This is a genomic window from Micromonospora sp. LOL_015, from assembly GCF_048060275.1.
Lineage (GTDB): Bacteria > Actinomycetota > Actinomycetes > Mycobacteriales > Micromonosporaceae > Micromonospora_E.
The window spans coordinates 69,643-86,996 of the sequence record NZ_JBHMIO010000010.1 but is presented as its reverse complement, the minus strand read 5'-3'; the positions used below and the strand labels follow the sequence as shown (position 1 = coordinate 86,996).

Below are 17,354 nucleotides of genomic sequence, written 5' to 3'. Positions count from 1 at the left end.
ACCAGGCAGGCTTCTGTCAATACGCACTTTCCACGCCTCGCCGAAGAACAGACCTTGTCCTCACCTGTAACCAGGGCAATACTGTCTGTGTCGTACCTAGTGAACCGTTCGCTGGCTTGTTTCTCTTTCTTCACGATTCACTGTGTCTCGTCTACATTGCCGGATCCCCAGCCCGAAGGAGGAGGCACCCCCATGCCCCAGCTGCTACCCGAGACCAGCGCCACCGACCACCTGGACGTGATCGCCCTCGACGAAGCGCCCCGACTGTGCGCCCTCTACCGCGGCCAGGACGCCGAGCTGGCGCCGGAGGACGAGCTTCCACACATCGCCGGCTGGGTGCTGGCCTGGCCGGACGGCTCGGCCCTGACCCTGCTCACCGAGGGCGACCAGCCACGGATCATCTCCGGATCGCTGTCGAACGTCGAGACCTGGTGGTCGGCGCTGCTCGCCGCAGACCTGGTCGCGGTCCGCCCGCCGGCCGAGGGCCGAGTGAGCCACCGGCCGTGAACCGGATCAGACGCGGGTCGGACCCGGCCGCCCCGCCGGCCGGGTCAGCCGCCGGTGCCAGGAGATCGCCGCCAGATCGGTGAGTGACGCGACCTGGTCGATGATCACTCGGGCCCGGGCCCGGTCCTCCGACGCGTCCGACCACAATGGGAGAAAGACCGGGTCCAGACCGGCCGGGGCGTACGCGGTCAACGCCTCGACGAGTTCGGCGAGGATTTCCCGCTGCCGCAGGTAGCCGGCGGCGGCACCCGGCCGACGCATCACGTAGCGCAACGTCAGCCCCTTCAACAGCGCGCACCGGGCGCGCACCACCCGCGGCACGACCAGATCGGCCGCGTACCGCCGCACCGGCTGCCCACCGGAACACTCCCGGGTGGCCGACACCGCGGCGGCGACGAACGCCCCGGTGAGCATGCTGGTCGTACCCTTCAGCGCTGCCTGGGCCGGGTGGCTGCCGTCGTAGCCCGCCAGCAGCCGCAGCTCCGGCCGGGCCAGCAACTCGGCCAGGATGCCGGTCAATTCGTCGGCGGACTCGGTGGAGTACACTGCGGCGACGTCGGCCGCCAGCGCAGCCTGTTCGTCGGGGTCCGCGATCAGCCGACCGAGGTCGATGTAGCCGCCATGGATACCGTCCTCCAGGTCGTGCACCGAGTACGCGACGTCGTCGGCCCAGTCCATCACCTGCGCTTCCAGGCAGCGCCGCCGGCCGTCGGGCGCGCCGTCGCGCAGCCAGGCGAACACCGGCTGGTCGTCGGCGTACACCCCGAACTTGCGCTCGCCGGGCCGGCGTGGCCAGGGGTACTTGCAGGTAGCGTCGAGCGAGGCCCGGGTGAGGTTGAGCCCGACGGAATCGCCGGACGGACCGATCACCTTTGCTTCCAGGCGGGTGAGCACCCGCAGCGTCTGCGCGTTGCCTTCGAAGCCGCCGTAGCCGGCGGACACCTCGTCCAGTGCCCGCTCACCGTTGTGCCCGAAGGGCGGGTGTCCGAGGTCGTGGGCCAGGCCCGCGACGTCCACCACGTCCGGGTCACAGCCGAGCCGGGCACCCATCTCGCGGGCGATCTGCGCGACCTCCAGCGAATGGGTCAACCGGGTCCGGGGTACGCCGTCCGCGCCGCTCGGATCCGCCAGATGCACCTGGGTCTTGGCCGCCAGCCGCCGGAACCCGGCCGAGTGCAGCACCCGGGCCCGGTCCCGCTCGTACGGGCTGCGCCCGTAGCCGGTGTCCTTGGCCGGCTCCGGCACCAGACGGTGCACGTCGGCGGCGCGACCAACCGCCGGGCCGTCCGGAGAGGGACTCACCTTCAGCAGCCTAACCGCCCTGGCGGCGCGGCGAACCGGCAACCCGACCGGCCCGTCGGGGGCGGCGAACCGAACCCCTCGTGCGGCGGCGCCGTCACCCGACCGGGTAACGATTTCGGGGTGGTTTCCGGTTTGTGTCGTGATGTTGACGTCGGCCCTGCGGGACCGCACCGACCAGCCCACAATCGGGGCGTGGCTGACCAGGGGTGGACCCGTACCAGCCGGCTCGTACACATCTGCGATGTCGCCGAACCGATGCGGTACGCCGTCGAGGAGCACTGCGCCGGCCAGCTCATGGGAGAGCTGGCCGGCGCCAGCGCCTGCTGTCTGACCAGTTCGACCGGCCCGACCGGATCGGCGCGACCACCGCGCCGTCATCATCGGGTCGACATCCTGCTCGGGCAGCACCTGGTCACTGCCGGGGACGATCCGCCGCACCGCTACGCCCGGTCGGCACGACTGGCCACGCTGGCGCTGGCCCTGCCGGCGGCGGACGGCATCCTGGTCACCGCCCGCTGGCAGACCCACGGCCGGCCCGAGTCCTGCTGGCTGGGGTTCGGCGACGGGCCGGACGGCCGGACGTTCCTGCTGCTGTTGCGGGCCGCGGTGGGGCGGGCCACTCAGCCACGTCCGCTGAGCACGCAGAACTCGTTGCCCTCCGGATCCGCCAGCACCATCCAGGTGACGTCGCCCTGGTCGATGTCGACCCGGCGGGCACCCATGTCGACCAGCCGCTCGACTTCTGCTGCCTGATCCGTCGGGCGCAGGTCGATGTGCAGCCGGTTCTTCAACTGTTTGCTCTCTGGCACCGGAACGAAGATCAGCCCGGGCAGTTGGTCCGGCGCGCGCCGGATCTCCACCTCGTCCGACGCCTCGTGCACAATCTGGTAGCCGAGCGCCTGCGCCCACCATCTGGCTAGCCGGGCCGGGTCGTGGGCGTCGACCACCAGGTTCTCCCACTGACTTGCCACCGGCCACCTCCTGAGGTCGTACGGACCCGGTTCCAGGCCTACCGTACGGCGACGACCACCGACCCGGCAGGGTGACGGGCCAAACACCCGAAGTCAGTTTGATGATCGTTCGCAATAGCCAATCAGTTATCAGTTGCTGTCCGATTGCCGATGGTTACGGGTCCACAAAGAAACATCGCCTGCGGTAACGTGCCAGGAGCACATCGTCACTGCCGCCTCGACCGGACGATTGGACAACCCGCTGGTGTCGATCATCGACCGACCGAGGCCCGCCGGCACCCCACCCGGCCCGGTGGCGGAACCCTGCGCCCACTGTCGCGCGGCGCGCAACGTCGCCGACGCCGCGCCGACCGCGGCCGCCCTCCCCGTCCGGCCACCACCCGCCGGTACGCCTGCGGCAGGTCGGTCGGGACGAGGTCGGCGACCAGCCAACCGGACGATCGAGTGAAGGAGACCGCCGGTGGACACTGACACCGCTATCGTTACCGAGCTGAACGGGCTACGCCACTGGGTGCCCGATGTGACCGGGTCCGTACTGACCGGGGTGGACGGCCTGCTGATCACCCACGACCTCGCCAGCACCGAAGCGGAGAGCATCGCCGCGCTGGCCGCCGCCAGCGTCGGCCTGGGGCGGCGGTTCGCGATGACCGCCGGCCACGGTGACCTGCGGGAGACCGTCATCCACGGCAACCGTGGCCAGGTCGCCCTCTACCCGGTGGGCGACCGGGCGCTGCTCGCCGTGCTCGCCGGACCGGGCACCGATCCGGGCCTGCTGCACGCCCATGGCCGTCGGGCCGCCCGGTCGATCGGCGAACTGCTGCGGAGCAGGCCGGCCGGCAACGTCGCGGCACCGGTGCCGGGCCTGCTGGACAACCACGCGCCGCTGGCGGTCCGCACCCCGATGGCGACCCTGCCGTACAACCCGGCGCTACCTCGCCGCCGGTTCTGACCAACGCCGGCCGGCGGGAACCGAGGCGGCGGCCGGGCACCCTCCTGCCCCCCAGGGTGCCCGGCCGTTCTTCGTCAGCGGCCGGTCAGCGGCTGTCCGAGCCGGTCGACTCGACCGTCGCCCGGCCGGCCTCCAGCCGGGCGACCGGCACCCGGAACGGCGAGCAGGACACGTAGTCCAGGCCCGCCTCGTGGAAGAAGTGCACTGAGTCGGGGTCGCCGCCGTGCTCGCCGCAGACCCCGATCTTCAGACCGGGCCGGGCGGCGCGGCCCTCCTCGACGGCGATCCGCACCAGCCGGCCCACGCCGTCCCGGTCGATCGACTCGAACGGCGAGATGCCGAAGATGCCAAGCTCCAGGTAACGCCAGAAGAACGCGCCCTCCACGTCGTCACGGGAAAATCCCCAGCCCATCTGGGTCAGGTCGTTGGTGCCGAAGGAGAAGAACTGCGCCGATCCGGCGAGCTGACCGGCGGTCAACGCGGCCCGGGGCACCTCGATCATGGTGCCGATCAGGATCTCGACTGACCGGTCGCCGAGCACCTCGGCGATGATCCGGTCGGCTTCCGCGCGTACCGTCTCCAGTTCCTGGACCGCACCGACCAGCGGGACCATGATCTCCGGGCGCGGATCGCGCCCGGCGGCGGCCAACTCGACGGCAGCCTCGGTGATCGCCCGCACCTGCATCGCGAACAACCCAGGGATGACCAGGCCGAGCCGCACACCGCGCAGGCCGAGCATCGGGTTCTGCTCGTGCATCCGGCGCACCGCGGCGAGCAACGCCGTGTCGCGGCCGGCGTCCTGACCCCGGGCCTGCGCCAGGGCGACCGAGACGGCCAACTCCTCAAGCGACGGCAGGAACTCGTGCAGCGGCGGGTCGATCAGCCGTACGGTGACCGGCAGGCCGTCCATCTCCTGGAAGATCTCCCGGAAGTCGGCCCGCTGCAGGGGCAGCAGTTCGGCCAGCGCGGCCGCACGCTCCGCCTCGTCACGGGCCAGGATCAGCCGCTCCACCAGTTCCCGGCGGTCGCCGAGGAACATGTGCTCGGTGCGGCACAGCCCGATCCCCTCGGCGCCGAACCGCCGGGCCCGCGCGGCGTCTGCGCCGGTGTCGGCGTTCGTACGCACCGCCAGCCGCCGCCGGTCGTCGGCGTGGGACAGGATCCGGTGTACGGCGAGCACCAGCGGGTTGGTGGAGCTCGCCGGGTCGACGGCGCCTTCGAAGTACTGCACCACCTCGGATGGTCGCACCGGCACCGCACCGAGGTACAGGCAGCCGCTGGTGCCGTCGATCGACACCACGTCACCTTCGGTGACGGTGAGATCGGCGACCATGAACCGCCCGGCCCTGGCGTCGATGTCGAGGGCGTCGGCCCCGCACAGGCAGGTCTTGCCCATCCCCCGGGCCACCACGGCGGCGTGGCTGGTCTTGCCGCCCCGGCTGGTCAGGATGCCCTGCGCGGCGATCATGCCGGGCAGGTCGTCGGGGTTGGTCTCCCGCCGGACCAGGATCACCTGCTCTCCCTGCCTGGCCAGCTCGACCGCCCGCGCCGGGTCGAAGACGACCCTGCCGACCGCGGCACCCGGCGAGGCACCCACCCCGGTGGCGATCGGCGGCGGCGCGTCGGACAGGTCGAAGCAGGGGAACATCAGCTGCGCCAGCTGTGCCCCGCTGACCCGGTGCAGCGCCTCGTCCAGATCGATGATCCCCTCGTCGACCAACTGGCTGGCGATGATGAACGCGGCGGCGGCGGTCCGCTTGCCGACCCGGGTCTGCAGCATCCACAGCTTGCCGCGTTCGATGGTGAACTCGATGTCGCACAGGTCCCGGTAGTGGTTCTCCAGCCGGGCCATGATGGCCAGCAGCTCGTCGTATGAACGGGGGTCGAGCCGGGCCAGCTCCTGCAGCGGCAGCGTGTTACGGATCCCGGCGACCACGTCCTCGCCCTGCGCGTTGGCCAGGTAGTCGCCGTAAACCCCCTGGTCACCGCTGGCCGGGTCGCGGGTGAAGGCGACGCCGGTGCCGGAATCCGGCCCCAGGTTGCCGAAGACCATCGCCACCACGTTGACCGCGGTGCCGAGTTCGGCGGGGATCCGCTCCTGACGCCGGTAGATCACCGCCCGTTCGGCGTTCCACGAGTCGAAGACCGCCCGGATCGCCAGGTCGAGCTGCTCGCGGGGGTCCTGCGGGAAGTCCCGGCCGGTGTGCGCGAAGAAAATCTTTTGGTACGCCCGGACCAGTCCGCGCAGCGCGTCGGCGTCCAGCGCGAGATCGTCGTCGGAGCCGGCGGCCCGCTTGGTTGCCTCCAGCGCCTGGTCGAACTCCTCCCCCGGCACCCCGCAGACCGTCCGGCCGAACATCTGGACCAGCCGACGGTAGGAGTCCCAGGCGAATCGTTCGTCACCGCCGGCCTGGGCGGCGAGCCCCGCCACGCACTCGTCGTTGAGGCCCACGTTGAGCACCGTCTCCATCATTCCCGGCATGGAGAACCTGGCCCCGGAGCGGACCGAGACCAGCAGCGGGTCGGCGGGGTCACCGAGCCGTTTACCCCGCTGGCGCTCCAGCCGGGCCAGGGCGGCGGCGATCTGGTCGGGCAGATCCGGCGGTACCGCGCCGGTCGTCAGGTAGGCCCGGCACGCCTCGGTGGTGATGGTGAAGCCGGGTGGGACCGGCAGGCCGAGATTGGTCATCTCGGCCAGGTTCGCGCCCTTGCCGCCGAGCAGATCCCGCTGGGAGCGGTTCCCCTCGGTGAAGTCGTAGACGTACCTGTGGTGATCGGTTGTCTGCCGGGACGGGTCGCCCGGTCCGCCGGATTCCGCCATTGTTGGCCTCCCATGTGCCGTTCGGCGCTGAACGATGGTTCACCAATGGCCATTGGTTGGCGCAGGTTAAGCGACCGGGGAGGCCAGCCGACAGTAGTGGGTGACCAGCCGCACAGGAAACGACACAGGCGGCGATCGGATACCCGTTCTGGGAGCGCTTCCGTGCGCAGTTCTGCGCATTCACCGGTGAGCTGGATCACGCCGGTCGACCGGTGTGAGGTACGGGATCCGCCTGCGGATCTCAGCCGCCGGAATCGGCGGTCTCCGCCCCGACCGGGACGGAATCGTCGTCCCGGCTGGCCAGCCATCCGCACGGAAGGAAGACCTTGCCCGGCGAGTTCGTCCGGCCCCGCGGCTGGCCCAACGTGTGCCGGGGGAACGGCTCGGCCGGGTCGAGCTTGGACAGCAGCGCGTCGAGCTCCGCCAGGCTGGACACCATGGCGAGGGCCCGGCGCAGCTCACCGCCGACCGGAAAGCCCTTCAGATACCAGGCCACGTGTTTACGGAAGTCGGTGCAGCCGTCCCGCTCGGCGTCGGCACGCCCGTCCCGTCCGGTGCCGAACCAGTCGACCAGCAGCTCGGCGTGCCGGCGCATGGTGGCGGCGACCGCGCCCAGGGTCGGCAACGTCCGCCCGGACCCGCCCTCGAACGCCGCCGACAGGTCGGCGAACAGCCACGGCCGGCCCAGACAGCCCCGGCCGACGACGACCCCGTCGGCGGCGGTGTGCGCCACCATCCGCACCGCGTCATCGGCCTCCCAGATGTCACCGTTGCCGAGCACCGGCACGCTCAGGGTCTGCTTGAGCCGGCCGATCGCGTCCCAGTCAGCGGTGCCCGAGTACCGCTGGGCGGCGGTACGGGCGTGCAGCGCCACCGCCGCGACCCCCGCCTCCTGGGCGGCCAGCCCGGCGTCCAGGTACGTAAGGTGATCGTCGTCGATGCCCTTGCGCATCTTCACCGTCACCGGTACTCCGGCGGGCGCGGCCGCCCGGACCGCGCCGGCGACGATCCGGCTGAACAGCCGGTGCCGCCACGGCAACGCCGCACCACCGCCCTTGCGGGTGACCTTGGGCACCGGGCAGCCGAAGTTCAGGTCGATGTGATCGGCCAGGTCACGTTCCACCACGATCCGCACGGCGGCTGCGGTGACCTGCGGATCGACCCCGTACAGCTGCAGGCTCCGGGGCCGTTCGGACGGCGCGAACGCGATCATCCGCAGCGTCTTCGGGTTGCGCTCGACCAACGCCTGGGTGGTGATCATCTCGCAGACGTACAGCCCGCCGCCCTGCTCGCGGCACAACCGGCGGAAGGCGACATTGGTGATCCCGGCCATCGGCGCCAGGACCACCGGTGGCCACACCTGGTGACGGCCGAGCGGCAGCGGCGGGAGGACCGGCGCGGACCCGCCGGCCGGCCGGGACACGGTGACAGACACGCCGTCCAGGATTCCACGGGCCCACCCGGCACCGGGCCCGGGCCCGGTGGTCAGCCGGTCGGCAACCGCTCCAGCAGGTACCGCTCGACCTGGTCCAGCGACACCCGCTGCTGCGCCATGGTGTCCCGGTCCCGCACGGTCACCGCGTCGTCGGTCAGCGTCTCGAAGTCGACCGTGACGCAGTACGGCGTACCGATCTCGTCCTGCCGCCGGTAGCGGCGACCGATGGCCTGCGAATCGTCGAACTCGACCATCCAGCGGCGGCGCAGCGCGGCGCCAAGGTCACGTGCCTTCGGCGAGAGGTCGGCGTTGCGCGACAGCGGCAGCACCGCGACCTTGACCGGGGCGATCCGCGGGTCGAGACGGAGTACGGTCCGCTTGTCGACGCCGCCCTTGGTGTTCGGTGCCTCGTCCTCGTCGTACGCCGCCAGCAGCAGAGCGAAGACCGTCGCGGTGAGGTCCGCCGCCGGCTCGATCGCGTACGGCACCCACCGCTCGCCCCGGTCCTGGTCGAAATAGGAAAGGTCGGCACCGGAATGCTTGGCATGCGCGGTCAGATCGTAGTCGGCACGGTTCGTGATCCCTTCCAGCACCACGAATTCCTGATAGGCGCCACCGAGCCGGAATTCGATCTCGACGATCCGCTTGGCGTGCTGCGGCAGGCCGGCGAGGGGCACCTCGGTACGGCGCAACTGCTGTGGCGCGAGACCCAGGTCGACGTACCAGTCCCACCGCTGCTGCGCCCAGTACCCCAGCCAGTCGTCGTCGCTTCCGGGCTCGACGAAGTACTCCAGCTCCATCCGCTCCCGCTCGTGGCTGCGCAGCAGGAACTCGCCGGGACCGACGACGTTGCGGAAGATCCGGCCGACCTGGGCGATGCCGAACGGCGGCTTCTTGCGGGCGGCGATCATCACGTTGGCGAAGTTCACGAAGGTGCCCGGTGCCGCCTCCGGCCGCAGGTAGTACCGGTCCGGTGGTGGCCCCGGACGGTCCGGTGAGACCTCGAGTAGCCCGCTGACCTGCTGCGGGTCGGTGAGGCTGCCCCGGCTGCCGCAGCTCGGACAGGCGAGCTCGGCGAGTGCGGCAGCCGGCTGTTCCCGGCGTACGGTGAACGCCTCGACGATCCGGTCCAGCGGTTGGGTGAGGTCGCAGGCCCGGCACCGGACCCGGGTCTGGGTGTAGGTGTCGAGCAGGCCGGACGCGGTGAACACCGGCCTCGCCTGGATGACCGCCGCGTCGAGGCCGACGACATCGTCGCGGTGCTGCACCACCGTGCGCCACCACTGCCGGCGGACATGCTCCTTGAGCTCCACACCGAGTGGCCCGTAGTCCCAGGCGACCGGCTGGCCACCGTAGACCTCACCAGACGGGAACGCGAAACCACGCCGGTGGGCGAGACTGGCCACGGCGTCGATGCGGTCGGCTGGCATGCGCTGCTCCTACACCGGCTGGCGGCCGGCGGGGATGTGCGGACGGGCTGATCTGGCAGATGTTCGGAGGCTACCCCTCGACGCCGCAGACCTCTAGCTCACCGGTGCCGGTGTCCTGGTTGAGCGACACTCGCAGGGTGTCGCCGCCGCCTCGGGCGTAGTCGACCTCCACCGGTACGACGATCCGGCTGGTGACCGAGACCTGACCGACCTCGTAGCCGGTGATCTCCGGCTCCGTGGCGAGTCGTCGGGCGAATTCACTGGCCGACTCGCGGCGCTGCGCCTCGGCGCAGAGCATGGCGTACGCAGCGTCGAAGTCCTGCTGGCTCACCGCCTCGAAGTAGTCGCCGACCGCGATCCGGGCCTGTTCGTCGATCGCTTCGGCGCCAGTGACGATGAGTCCGACCAACGCGACGGTGCCACCGCCACAGCACAGCAGCAGCGCGAGCGCCGCGACGCCCAGCCCGATCCAGACCCGCGCGGTACGGCCTTCGGCCGGCGGAGCGGCGAACGGCGGCGCGACTCCTGGACCAGCCGGCACCGGGTAGGTCGGACCGGGCACCGGAGTCACCGGGTTGGCAGCCGAGGTCACCGGGCCGGGCACCGGGGTTGCCGGGCCGGGCACCGGGGTTGCCGAGCCGGCAGCCGGCGTGTCGTCCGGTGCGGCCTCAGACTGTCCGGTCGCAGCAGGCTGCGGCGGCGGCTGGCGGTCCGGCGGCGCCCACGGCGAGGGTGCCTGCCACGGGGACGCCTCGTCGGGCACGGCGGACGGCGGGCGCGGCTGCGCCGGTCCGGGATCGGTCATGGGGCAAAGGGTAGTGCCCGCCGGCTCACCGTCCCGGCTCCGCCGCCCGGTCACTGCTGTGGGCTGCGGGTTCTTCTCCGGGCCCGGCGGTGACCAGCTCCTCGTACGCGGACGGCTCGTCGAGCGATTCGGCGAGCAGCGGCGTCGCGTCCACCTTCACCTCGAAGGAGCCGAGCGCCCGCCGGTAGGTGCCCACCGACTCCCATTCGGTGACCAGGCACCAGCGGTGCGGGTCCTCCAGCGCCCGGGTCAGTGCGCCGCGCCGGTACCCCGGGCGACCGGCCAGGGCCCGCAGCGCGGCCCGGGCGCGATCGACGAAGCCGGGCGTGTCCGCCTCCGGCACGGTGAACCGGTTGACCACCAGCACGTCGCGTCCCCTCCTGACTAGAGTCGGTCGGATGCAGCCTACGCAACCGTCGCCGCCGGTGCGCCCCGGGCGGATCAGCCCGACCGGGGCGTTCCTCGCCGCCCTGGTGCTCGTCCTGGTCGGGCTCTTCGCGCCGGGCGTCGTCGGCGCGACAGCGCTGCTGGTGCTGGCCGCCGGGCTGGTCTGGTTGCTGCGTCGCAGCTGGCCGGCGGTGCCGGCGGCCGGGCGCATGTTTCGCCTGGTAGCGCTCACCCTGCTGGTGGCGGTCGCCCTCGCCAAGGTGTTCTAGCCGGTTCAGCCCGATCGCCGCAGGCCGCAGCGAATCATGCAACCATGCGTTTTTGACAATCATTATCGTCGCCACGGACAGTTGCCTGATGCACAGCCACCTCTTCCGCCGTACCGTCGCCACCACCGCAGGTGCCCTGCTGGCCCTGGGCGGCACCGCCGCCTGTGCCCAGGACGGCGGCGACGGGTCCGCCGACGACACCACGGTCGACGTGGTCGCCGCCTTCTACCCCTTGCAGTTCCTGGCCGAACGGATCGGCGGCGACGCCGTCACGGTGACCGGTCTCGCGCCCCCCGGAGCGGAGCCGCACGACCTGGAGCTCAGCCCTCGGCAGGTTGGCGAGGTCAGCGACGCCGACCTGGTCGTCTACCTGAGTGGCTTTCAGCCCGCCGTCGATGACGCGGTGGAGCAGGAGGCTGGCGACCACGCCTTCGATGTGGTGGAGGTCGAGCCGCTGCTGGACGCCACGGACGGTGGGCACAGCCACGACCACGACGGCGAGGACGACCACGCCGACGAAGACGACCACGCCGACGAAGACGAGCACGCCGACGAAGACGACCACGCCGAGAACGAGGCGGACGACCACGCCGACGAGACCGGCGCGAAGGACCCGCACCTGTGGCTGGACCCCACCCGGTTCGCCACCGTCGGTGACGCGCTGGCCGAGCGTCTCGCCGCCGTCGACCCGGACCACGCCGACGACTTCACCGCCCGCGCCGCCGCGCTGCGCACCGAGTTGGAAACCCTGGACGCCGAGTACACCGAGCGGCTGGCCGACTGCGAGCGCCGGGAAATCATCACCAGCCACGCCGCCTTCGGCTACCTGACCGTCCGCTACCAGCTCGACCAGATCGCAATCACCGGGTTGAGCCCGGAGGACGAGCCGACCCCGCAGCGCCTCGCAGAGGTGATCGAGGAGGCCCGGGAGCACCAGGCGACGACGATCTTCTTCGAGACCCTGGTCAGCCCGAGCGTCGCCGAGACCATCGCTGACGAGACCGGCGCCGAGACTGCGGTGCTCGATCCGATCGAGGGACTGCAGCCGGACGCCGACGGGGACTATTTTTCGGTGATGCACGACAATCTGAACAATCTGACCGACGCCCTGGGGTGTTCGTGACCACCAGCGTCGTCCAGGTATCGCGCGGAGCGGTCGGCTACGACAACCGCACCGTACTTCGCTTCGTCGACCTCACCGTGACCAGCGGTGAGGTCGTCGCGCTGCTGGGCGCCAACGGCTCCGGCAAGTCGACCCTGATCCGCGCCGCGCTCGGGCTGGTGCCGCTGCGCGGCGGCTCGGTGCACCTGTTCGGGGTGCCGGCCGGACGGTTCCGGCAGTGGCACCGGATCGGCTACGTCCCACAACGGCTCGGTGCCGGCAGCGGCGTACCGGCCACCGTGGGCGAGGTGGTCGCCTCCGGCCGACTGGCCCGCCGCGGCGTACTGCGGCCGCCCGGCGCCGCCGACCGCACCGCTGTCGCCGCGGCGCTGACCGCCGTCGGCCTCGCCGACCGGTCCCGGGATCCGGTGGCCACGCTCTCCGGCGGGCAGCAGCAACGCACGCTGATCGCCCGCGCGCTGGCCGGCGAACCGGAGCTGCTGGTGCTCGACGAACCCACCGCCGGGGTCGACGCGGCCAGCCAGGAGGCGTTCGCCCGGGCGCTCGGCGCGTTCGTGGCCGGCAACGGTACGGTGCTCCTCGTCGCCCACGAGCTCGGTCCGCTGCAACCGCTGATCGACCGGGCCGTGGTGCTGCACCACGGCGAGGTGGTGCACGACGGCCCGGTGCCCGCGCCGGCCGGCCACCACGCGGACCCGGGACACGACCACGTCCATCCGCATGCTTCGGTGGAACCGTCCCGGATGTGGAGCGCATGAGCATCTTCCAGTACGAGTTCATGATCCGGGCACTGATCGGGGCCCTGGTCATCGGCCTGGCCGCCCCGGCCCTCGGCATCTACCTGGTGCAGCGTCGGATGTCGTTGATCGGCGACGGCGTCGGCCACGTGGCGCTGACCGGCGTCGGCGTCGGTCTGCTGCTGGACCGGTCCCCGGTGCTCACCGCCGTGATCGCTGCCGCGGTCGGGGCGGTCGCCATCGAGCTGCTGCGCGAACGCGGGCGTACCTCCGGTGACATGGCGCTGGCGCTGCTCTTCTACGGCGGCATCGCCGGTGGGGTGATGCTGGTCGGGCTGGCCGGCGACCGCAGCAACGCCAACCTGATGGCGTACCTCTTCGGCTCGCTCACCACCGCCTCCGTCGAGGACCTGTGGGTGATCGTGGTGCTCGCCGCGGTCGTGCTGACCGCGATGTTGCTGCTGCGGCCGGCGCTGTTCGCCATCTGCCACGACGAGGAGTACGCCCGGGTCTCCGGCCTGCCGGTGCGCACCCTCAACCTGCTGATCGCGGTGACCACCGCGGTGACCGTCACCATCGCCATGCGGGCGGTCGGCCTGCTGCTGGTCAGCGCGCTGATGGTGGTCCCGGTGGCGACCGCCCAGCAGATCACTCGGGGCTTCCGCAGCACCATGGCGATGGCGATGATCATCGGTACGGCCTCCGCCGGCTGCGGGGTGTGGCTGGCCGGCACCGCCGACACCGCGATGGGCGCGACCATCGTGATCCTGGCGATCGCTGCCTTCGCGGCCACCGCCGTCGGCGCCGGGACGTGGCGGCGGCTGCGCCGCCGGGCCGGCACGCTGGCCGTCCACCGCCGGCAGCCCCGCGAGGTCGAACCGCCCGAGGTGGTCCTGGACTGTCCCGCCGAGATGGTCCCGGATCGTCCCGTCTGACCTGGTACAGACCCGGCGACGAGCACCGCTGAGCCGCCTGCCTGCCGATCCGGCTCCGGTATTGGTTACCGTTGCGGGGTGACGATGGCCAACGGCTACGACGGGTACGAGAGCGCCAGCGAGTTGCTGCGCGCACTCTCTGCCCCGCTGCGGGTGGCCATCGTGACCGAGCTCGCCCAGGGTGAGCGATGTGTCCACGAACTCGTGCAGAAGCTCGGCGCGCCGCAGCCGCTGGTGTCCCAGCATCTGCGGGTGCTGCGGGGCGCGGGCGTGGTGCACGGCTCCCGGCGTGGCCGGGAGATCGCTTACGCGCTGGTCGACGAACACGTCGCGCACATCGTAGCGGACGCTGTCAGTCATGCCCGGGAGGTCCGGTGAGCAGCCGCCGGCACTGGCCCGGGCAGAACACGTCCCGGAGGCCCTGAATGAGGACTGGAGACACCACACCCGGCACCGCGGAGCCCTCGACGGTGCGCAACACCCGGCAACGCAGCGCGGTCAGCGCCATCCTCGACGAGCTCGCCGGCTTCCACAGCGCCCAGGAGCTGCACGCCATGCTGCGCCAGCGGGGCGACCGGGTCGGTCTGACCACGGTCTACCGGACGTTGCAAGGGCTGGCCGACTCCGGCGAGGTCGACGTGATGCGCCCGCCCGGCGGCGAGCACCTGTACCGGCGGTGCAGCCAGGGCCACCACCACCATCTGGTCTGCCGCTCGTGCGGAAGCGCGGTCGAGGTGGCCGGGCCGGCGGTGGAAAACTGGGCGGAACGGATCGCGGCCCAGCACGGCTACGTCGGGGTCAGCCACACCATGGAGATCTTCGGGACCTGCCCGAAATGCGCCGCCCGGCGTACCCCTACGACGTGACCGCGCCCGCGCGATTCCGGTCCTCGTACGGCACGCTGTGCGCATGCAGATCTACGCCGACCGTTTTCCGCGCGCCGACCGGCAACTCGCCACCGACCTGATCGTCGTCGTTTCGGGTCTACCTGTGGATCCGCGCCGCCAGCTGGCTGCAGGACCGGGTCGGCGAGCTGGCCCTGGCGCTGGCCACCCACCCGCTCGGCACCATCGGCGGCCACCGAGGCGTTGGCGGAACTGGAGCTGCGGGCGTTGGGCCTACGTGGCCGGCGCTGACCGGCCGCCACCCGCACCACGGTCGCCACCCGCACCACCGTCGGCACCACCGTCCTCGTCCTCATCCTCGTCGCCGTCCAGCCAACCACGGTGTACGAAGGGCAGGGCGACCCAGAAGATCAGGAACCATACCCCGGTGAGACCGCTGAGCACGAACGCGACCGGTCGGGACAGGATGAAGTCGGTGACCAGCAGCACCGAGCTGACCATGGCGACCAGCATCAGGCTGAGACCCCCGCTGGCCATCCGGTGGGCGAACCGGACCTGCTCCGGCTTACGGCCACGCCGGAAGAGCGCCCGGTGGAACGCCACCGGCGAAATGATCAACGCTGCGGCGGCCGCCGCCGCCAGCAGCGCCACCACGTACACGTCCCGTTGAAACCCGTTCGTGTCGGGGAACCCGCTGCTGAACGGCAGGGTCAGCAGGAACGCGAAGAGGATCTGCACCCCGGTCTGGGCGACCCTCAGCTCCTGTAGCAGATCGGAAAAGTTGCGCTGCCAGCGTTCCTTCTCAGTCTCCCGGTCCACGTCCGCTCGTCCTCCTGCCGGACCGCCCACGCTCAACTGGCGGTCAGCAATGTGCCCCGGACGCCACGGCGGGAAACCTCTACTCGTACTGCTGCCGGGGGGCGTCGATCTGCTGCCACGACTCGACCGCCAGATAGGGGATGCTGGCCCCGTTCACCGGGTCGGTGCCGATCCGGTCGCTGTACCGGCCGACCACCGCGATCCAGGTGTCCGCCGGCAGCCCGGTCGGGGCGCTGCCGTCCATCCCGACCTTGATCGGCCGGCCGTCGGCGGCACAGCAGGAGAGCACGATCCGGGCCAGCATCGGCTCACCGTCCGGGCCGTCGGTGACGAAGCCGGTGAGCCGTACGTCGCGCCCGTCCAGCGACCGGCCCTCGTCGAAGATCGCCCGGGAGGCGTAGTCGAGCACGCTGATCTCGGCCGGATCGCCGTCCGGCAGCGGCGGATAATCCGACGATGCCTGCTCGCTGCTCAACGCGGTGCCGGCCTGCGCGACGGCGTACGAACCCAGCGCCGGCGGGGCGACCAGTAGCAGCCCGAGCACCGGCAGGATCAGCAGCCAGCCCACCCTCGGCTCGTGATGGGCGTGGCCGTGGCCGTCGTCGGCGGAGCAACCGTGCCCGTCGTCGACGGCGTGGCCGTGCCCGGCATGTACGCCGACGGCAGGGGCCGGTGTCGACCGACGCCGCAGGTCGTGCCAGAGCGTCATGACCGCTGCGACGATCAGCAGCAGGCCGGCGGCGATCAGGAACGGTTGCAGCGCCTCCTTGACGTACCGCAGGTACATGTCGGTGACGCTGGCCCGTACCACCGCGCCGCCGAGGAGCAGCAGCACCACGCCTTGAGCCTGTTTGTTCACAACAGCACCGTCCCCACCGCGACCGCCACCACGATGGCGATCAGGAATGTCGCCGGAGCGAACCGGTACGCGAATCTGCGCCCGAACGTGCCGGCCTGCATCGAGACAAGTTTCAGGTCGACCATCGGGCCGACGACCAGGAAGACCAGCCGTGAGGTGAGCGAGAACTGCGACAGCGAGGCCGCGACGAAGGCGTCCGCCTCCGAGCAGATCGACAACAGCACGGCGAGTACGGCGAGCGCCAGAATGGACAGCACCGGGTTGTCTGCGAGGGTCTGCAGCCAGCGCTCCGGCACCAGCACGTTGATGCTGGCGGCGGCCATCGCGCCGATGACCAGGAAACCGCCGGCGTGCATGATGTCGTGCCGGACCGCCGCCCAGAACGCCCGCGCCCGGGACAGGTCGTCCAGGTCGGGCCGGCGCGGCAGGCGAATCCAATCGGTGCGACCCAGCCGCAGCCACAGCCAGCCCATCACGACCGCGACGAGCAGGCTGGCGACACCTCGACCGACGACCATCTCGGGGTTGTTCGGGAAGGCAACCGCCGTGGCCACCAGCACGATCGGGTTGATCGCCGGAGCGGCGAGCAGGAAGGCCAGCGCGGCAGCCGGCGCGACGCCCCGACGGATCAGCGACCCGGCGATCGGCACCGAACCGCACTCGCAGCCGGGCAGCACCACCCCGGCGGCGCTGGCCACCGGCACCGCCAGCGCCGGGTGTTTCGGCAACGCCTTCGCCCAGAACGACCTGGGTACGAAGACTGCGATCACCGCAGAGAGCCCCACCCCGAAGACCAGGAACGGCATCGCCTGAACCATCACCGACACGAAGACCGTGGTCCAGGTCTGCAGCCGGGGGTCGGAGATCAGGTTGGCCAACGGCTCGCGGAAGATCACCAGCCCGATCAGCAGGAAGGCGAGCACCTCCACCGAGCCGACCCGGTCACCGAACAGCCGGCGTCGGGGCGGACGCGGGCCGCCGGGCGGTCCGGCGCCGCCGCCGGACCCGGGCAGGTCGTCGTCGGCCGGTGCGGCCCAGTCGATGTCGTCGCCTGGGCGCGTCCGACGCGTCGCGGTGCGATCGGCAGCGGTCACGGCGGGCTGGTCCCCTCGCTGGTGTGAAGGCGGGCAGTTCACGATAACCCGCGCAGGGGTGCGCGC

Annotated in this window: 18 protein-coding genes; 8 read left to right on the top strand and 10 right to left on the bottom strand. The window is 71.4% G+C overall.

Annotation, left to right across the window (positions count from 1 at the left end):
• The first annotated feature begins 192 nt into the window (after positions 1-192).
• Entirely contained in the window at positions 193-507 is a 315-nt protein-coding gene (locus ACFHWU_RS11795; RefSeq protein ID WP_416554448.1) for a hypothetical protein, read from the top strand.
• Positions 508-513: 6 nt separating this feature from the next.
• Here ACFHWU_RS11795 and ACFHWU_RS11790 read toward each other — a convergent pair whose 3' ends face one another.
• Entirely contained in the window at positions 514-1,809 is a 1,296-nt protein-coding gene (locus ACFHWU_RS11790; RefSeq protein ID WP_416554446.1) for a deoxyguanosinetriphosphate triphosphohydrolase, read from the bottom strand.
• Between the two features lie 620 nt (positions 1,810-2,429).
• Positions 2,430-2,780 carry a VOC family protein gene (locus ACFHWU_RS11785; RefSeq protein WP_416554444.1) on the bottom strand — a complete coding sequence of 117 codons (351 nt, stop codon included), beginning with the start codon at positions 2,778-2,780 and terminating at the stop codon, positions 2,430-2,432.
• A 460-nt stretch (positions 2,781-3,240) separates the two neighbouring features.
• Between ACFHWU_RS11785 and ACFHWU_RS11780 the strand changes: the two genes are divergently transcribed.
• Positions 3,241-3,729, top strand: coding sequence for a roadblock/LC7 domain-containing protein (locus tag ACFHWU_RS11780; protein WP_416554442.1), 489 nt, complete (start codon positions 3,241-3,243; stop codon positions 3,727-3,729).
• Between the two features lie 85 nt (positions 3,730-3,814).
• Here ACFHWU_RS11780 and ppdK read toward each other — a convergent pair whose 3' ends face one another.
• The 5 genes from ppdK to ACFHWU_RS11755 all read right to left on the bottom strand — a co-directional run bounded on the left by ppdK (position 3,815) and on the right by ACFHWU_RS11755 (position 10,587).
• Positions 3,815-6,550 carry a pyruvate, phosphate dikinase gene (gene ppdK, locus ACFHWU_RS11775; RefSeq protein WP_416590563.1) on the bottom strand — a complete coding sequence of 912 codons (2,736 nt, stop codon included), beginning with the start codon at positions 6,548-6,550 and terminating at the stop codon, positions 3,815-3,817.
• A 241-nt stretch (positions 6,551-6,791) separates the two neighbouring features.
• Positions 6,792-7,985, bottom strand: coding sequence for a tRNA dihydrouridine synthase DusB (gene dusB, locus ACFHWU_RS11770; RefSeq protein WP_416554438.1), 1,194 nt, complete (start codon positions 7,983-7,985; stop codon positions 6,792-6,794).
• Between the two features lie 50 nt (positions 7,986-8,035).
• Entirely contained in the window at positions 8,036-9,415 is a 1,380-nt protein-coding gene (locus tag ACFHWU_RS11765) for a glycine--tRNA ligase (RefSeq protein ID WP_416554436.1), read from the bottom strand.
• 70 nt (positions 9,416-9,485) lie between these two features.
• A complete protein-coding gene (locus ACFHWU_RS11760) occupies positions 9,486-9,977 on the bottom strand; it encodes a hypothetical protein (protein ID WP_416554572.1) in 492 nt (163 codons plus the stop codon).
• A gap of 268 nt (positions 9,978-10,245) precedes the next feature.
• On the bottom strand, positions 10,246-10,587 hold the full coding sequence (locus tag ACFHWU_RS11755; protein WP_416554434.1) for an antibiotic biosynthesis monooxygenase family protein: 342 nt from the start codon (positions 10,585-10,587) through the stop codon (positions 10,246-10,248).
• Positions 10,588-10,618: 31 nt separating this feature from the next.
• On the opposite strand from ACFHWU_RS11755, the gene ACFHWU_RS11750 reads away from it, so the two are divergent.
• The 6 genes from ACFHWU_RS11750 (at position 10,619) to ACFHWU_RS11725 (ending at position 14,537) form a co-directional block, all read left to right on the top strand.
• On the top strand, positions 10,619-10,876 hold the full coding sequence (locus ACFHWU_RS11750; protein ID WP_416554432.1) for a DUF6703 family protein: 258 nt from the start codon (positions 10,619-10,621) through the stop codon (positions 10,874-10,876).
• Between the two features lie 88 nt (positions 10,877-10,964).
• The gene (locus ACFHWU_RS11745) at positions 10,965-11,999 is read left to right on the top strand and encodes a metal ABC transporter substrate-binding protein (RefSeq protein ID WP_416590562.1); all 1,035 of its coding nucleotides are present in this window, start codon (positions 10,965-10,967) and stop codon (positions 11,997-11,999) included.
• The gene (locus ACFHWU_RS11740) at positions 11,996-12,757 is read left to right on the top strand and encodes a metal ABC transporter ATP-binding protein (protein ID WP_416590561.1); all 762 of its coding nucleotides are present in this window, start codon (positions 11,996-11,998) and stop codon (positions 12,755-12,757) included. Before ACFHWU_RS11745 ends, ACFHWU_RS11740 begins: the two co-directional genes overlap by 4 nt.
• Positions 12,754-13,671 (top strand): metal ABC transporter permease, encoded by a 918-nt coding sequence (locus ACFHWU_RS11735; RefSeq protein ID WP_416554426.1) that lies wholly within the window; start codon positions 12,754-12,756, stop codon positions 13,669-13,671. Before ACFHWU_RS11740 ends, ACFHWU_RS11735 begins: the two co-directional genes overlap by 4 nt.
• An 84-nt stretch (positions 13,672-13,755) precedes the next feature.
• Positions 13,756-14,049, top strand: coding sequence for an ArsR/SmtB family transcription factor (locus tag ACFHWU_RS11730; protein ID WP_370461550.1), 294 nt, complete (start codon positions 13,756-13,758; stop codon positions 14,047-14,049).
• A 47-nt stretch (positions 14,050-14,096) separates the two neighbouring features.
• Complete coding sequence (locus tag ACFHWU_RS11725; protein ID WP_416554424.1) at positions 14,097-14,537, top strand: Fur family transcriptional regulator; 441 nt, start codon at positions 14,097-14,099, stop codon at positions 14,535-14,537.
• Positions 14,538-14,789: 252 nt separating this feature from the next.
• Here ACFHWU_RS11725 and ACFHWU_RS11720 read toward each other — a convergent pair whose 3' ends face one another.
• The 3 genes from ACFHWU_RS11720 to ACFHWU_RS11710 all read right to left on the bottom strand — a co-directional run bounded on the left by ACFHWU_RS11720 (position 14,790) and on the right by ACFHWU_RS11710 (position 17,207).
• Entirely contained in the window at positions 14,790-15,335 is a 546-nt protein-coding gene (locus ACFHWU_RS11720; protein ID WP_416554422.1) for a DUF6328 family protein, read from the bottom strand.
• A 79-nt stretch (positions 15,336-15,414) separates the two neighbouring features.
• Positions 15,415-16,194 carry a TIGR03943 family putative permease subunit gene (locus tag ACFHWU_RS11715; protein WP_416554420.1) on the bottom strand — a complete coding sequence of 260 codons (780 nt, stop codon included), beginning with the start codon at positions 16,192-16,194 and terminating at the stop codon, positions 15,415-15,417.
• A complete protein-coding gene (locus ACFHWU_RS11710) occupies positions 16,191-17,207 on the bottom strand; it encodes a permease (protein WP_416554570.1) in 1,017 nt (338 codons plus the stop codon). The genes ACFHWU_RS11715 and ACFHWU_RS11710 overlap by 4 nt, the downstream gene beginning before the upstream one ends.
• Positions 17,208-17,354: the final 147 nt, after the last annotated feature.